This window comes from uncultured Anaerotruncus sp. (assembly GCF_902490045.1).
Taxonomy (GTDB): domain Bacteria; phylum Bacillota; class Clostridia; order Oscillospirales; family Ruminococcaceae; genus Anaerotruncus.
In genome coordinates this window covers 1-3,019 of sequence record NZ_CABUCJ010000185.1, presented here as the reverse complement: position 1 = coordinate 3,019, position 3,019 = coordinate 1, and the positions used below count along the sequence as shown (strand labels likewise).

The 3,019-nt window shown below is 66.0% G+C and carries 3 protein-coding genes; 1 reads left to right on the top strand and 2 read right to left on the bottom strand.

The window, feature by feature from the left end:
* Window positions 1–180 precede the first annotated feature (180 nt).
* Window positions 181–798 (bottom strand): regulatory protein RecX, encoded by a 618-nt coding sequence (locus RDM88_RS12445; RefSeq protein ID WP_308755144.1) that lies wholly within the window; start codon window positions 796–798, stop codon window positions 181–183.
* Complete coding sequence (gene recA, locus RDM88_RS12440; protein WP_308755143.1) at window positions 795–1,949, bottom strand: recombinase RecA; 1,155 nt, start codon at window positions 1,947–1,949, stop codon at window positions 795–797. Before recA ends, RDM88_RS12445 begins: the two co-directional genes overlap by 4 nt.
* 185 nt (window positions 1,950–2,134) lie before the next feature.
* Here recA and RDM88_RS12435 point away from each other — a divergent pair, with 185 nt between their 5' ends.
* Window positions 2,135–2,956: a helix-turn-helix transcriptional regulator gene (locus RDM88_RS12435; RefSeq protein ID WP_308755142.1), complete on the top strand. Its 822-nt coding sequence runs from the start codon at window positions 2,135–2,137 to the stop codon at window positions 2,954–2,956.
* Window positions 2,957–3,019: the final 63 nt, after the last annotated feature.

Genomic DNA, 3,019 nt, shown 5'->3' with positions numbered 1-3,019 from the left:
GCGCAGCCCGGGCAGGCCGCCTAAGCCCCCTGCGGTTTCTTTCCCCTATTTCTTGTCCGTACAAGAAATAGGGTCGCTGTCGGTCGATTACCGACAAACTACGCCGCTCACTGAGCGGTAAGCCTAAGGGGCCGCTGCCGGTCGACCACCGGCAAACCCTCCGCCCGCTGGGCGGAAAACCTAAAATTCCTCGGCGTCCCCGCAGAAGCGGGCGAGCGCCCGGCGCACGTCGGAGGGGCGGTGACCCAGCCGCAGCAGGGCGTTGTAGGCGCGGCGCTTGACCGCCTCGTCTTCCGGAGCTGCGGAATATTTCTTTTCGAGCACCTCTAAAATCTGCTCCTGGGGATCGGCGTCGAGCAGCGAGACCGCCCACTCGATCTGCTCGGCGGAAAGGCCCTTCTGCCGCAGCTCCTGCCGGATGCGCAGCAGGCCATAGTGCTTGCGTTCGCAAAGCTCCCGCGCGTACCGTTCGGCATAGCCGTCGTCATCCACGAGGCCCAGCTCCTCCATCCGCTCGACCGCCTGTCCCGCGGCCTCAGGGTCTACATGGCGGGTAAGGCGCTCCCGCAGCTGTTGGGAGGTGTATTCCCGGCTGGAAAGCATCGAAAAGGCGCGCTCCTTCGCCTTTTTGAGCTCCGCCTCTGCGGCAAGCTCGACAAGGCGCTCCCCGTCGATCTCTGAACCGACCGAAAGCCCCGACGCCGCGAAGACGTCGGGGTGCATGCTGAGCAGGAACTCATCGTCCCCATAGAGGGCGACGCGTCCCCGCCTGGTCATTCTGACGGCGGTCAGCTTCATTCGTCATCCGTCTCCACGTCGATATTGACGCGGGCGGCGGGCGCGGCGGGCGCTTCCGCGGGTGCGGCGCCGACCTTCACCGGCTTTTTGCCGCCGGCCGCACGGGGGGATTTGAGCAGCTTATCCGCGTTCTCGCGCACCTTCGCCTCGATCTCCGCCATGAGCTCGGGATTGGCCTTGAGGTATTCCTTCGCGTTGTCACGGCCCTGCCCCAGGCGGATATCGCCGTAGTTGAACCACGAGCCGCCGCGGACCACGATGTCCAGCTTGGTCGCCAGATCGAGCACCTCGCCCTCCTGGGAAATGCCGGTGCCGTACATGATATCAAATTCCGCCTCGCGGAAGGGGGGCGCGACCTTGTTTTTGACCACCTTGACGCGGGTGCGGTTGCCGATGACCTCGGTGCCGCTTTTGAGCGCCTCGATGCGGCGCACGTCGAGTCGCACCGAAGCGTAGAATTTGAGCGCGCGGCCGCCCGGCGTCGTCTCGGGGTTGCCGTACATGACGCCGATCTTTTCACGCAGCTGGTTGATGAAGATGACCACGCAGTTGGACTTGCCGATCGCGCCGGTCAGCTTGCGCAGCGCCTGGCTCATGAGACGCGCCTGAAGGCCGACGTGGCTGTCGCCCATCTCCCCTTCGATCTCCGCCTTGGTGACCATCGCGGCCACCGAGTCGACGACGACCACATCGATCGCGCCCGAACGCACGAGCGCCTCGGCGATCTCAAGCGCCTGCTCGCCGGTATCCGGCTGGGAGACGAGCAGCGAATCGATGTCCACCCCGAGCGCCTGCGCGTAGACGGGGTCGAGCGCGTGCTCGACGTCGATGAAGACCGCCTCGCCGCCCATCTTCTGGGCCTGCGCGACGACGTGCAGCGCGACGGTCGTCTTGCCGGAGCTCTCCGGCCCATAGATTTCAATAATGCGCCCGCGGGGGACGCCGCCGATGCCGAGCGCGATGTCCAGCGAGAGCGAACCGGTCGGGATCGCCTCAACATTGAGGGTGCTGTCCTGCCCGAGCTTCATGACCGCGCCGCGGCCAAACTGCTTTTCAATCTGTCCAAGCGCGGTCTCCAGCGCCTTCTGCCGGTCCTCCACAGAGAAGTTCTGCCTGCGCTCGCTCACAGGTCCCATTTTTTTATCCGCCATAGCCCTGCCTCCGCCATCAAAAATCGTCGCGCGGCGGACGGCCGCGCGGATACTCACTATTCGCATTATACACGACCGCAGGCCAAAAAGCAAGTACAACCAGAACATTTGTTCTTATTTTCCTGTGGACTTTTGCGCCCGCGCGGGGTATGATGGAGGTACTGCTTTTATGAGGGGGACGGACGATGGAACGGGTATTTTCCCTTGACAGCGCGCGAGCGATCGCGCGCACGCAAAACCACCTCTATCTCGCGCCCCATCCCCTGCTCCGCCCCTGGGTGGCGCACTATACCTTCACCTTCCCGTCCGGCCCGCCGGAGACTGGGACCCTCGCTCTCATCCCCGACGCGAGCGGCTGCATCCTCCTCCCGCTCGACGGGGAATCCCGCGCTCTCGCGTGGGGCGCGACCACCGGGGTCGCCGTCGTGCGGCGGGATTTCAACGAGTCGCCCATGCGCTTCTTTATCGAGTTCCTGCCCGGCGCGCTGGGCGTCCTGACCGGCATCCCGCAGGAGGAGCTGCGCGACCGCCGGTTCGCGCTGGGCGAGGCGGACGCGGAGCTCGCCGCCGCCCTCGAAGCCGCCGCCGGCCGCGCGGAAGACGCGGACGACATCGCGGAGCAGGCCGACCGCCTGCTGCTCGCGCGGTTTTCCGGACGGGCCCTTCCCGGCGCGGTGCAGGGCGCGATGCGGCGTCTGCGGGAATCGTCGGGGATGCTGCCCGTCGGGGAGCTGGCCGCCCAGAGCGGCTACAGCCAGCGGCACCTCAACCGCCTCTTCGGGGAGACGGTCGGCATGAACGTCAAGACCTTCGCACGGCTGGTGCGGGTCAACAGCGCCATCCGGCTGCTGCGGCAGGGGCCCGGTTCCCTCGCCGCGCTGGCGCAGGAGGCGGGCTTTTACGACCAGTCCCATTTCATCCACGATTTTTCGCACATCTGCGGGGTCGCCCCGGGCGCCTATCTGCAGAACCTGTCCGCTTTTTACAATGAAACCTTCAAATTTTGAGGTATGCTGACAGCAGCCCCCGCCGGCGGGCCGCGGCGCCCCTCCCGGGGCGCACGGGTCCGC

Excerpts from the sequence above, each read along its gene's own strand:
- RDM88_RS12445 (WP_308755144.1), bottom strand. The coding sequence starts at position 798 with ATGAAGCTGACCGCCGTCAGAATGACCAGGCGGGGACGCGTCGCCCTC.
- recA (WP_308755143.1), bottom strand. The coding sequence starts at position 1,949 with ATGGCGGATAAAAAAATGGGACCTGTGAGCGAGCGCAGGCAGAACTTC.
- RDM88_RS12435 (WP_308755142.1), top strand. The coding sequence starts at position 2,135 with ATGGAACGGGTATTTTCCCTTGACAGCGCGCGAGCGATCGCGCGCACG.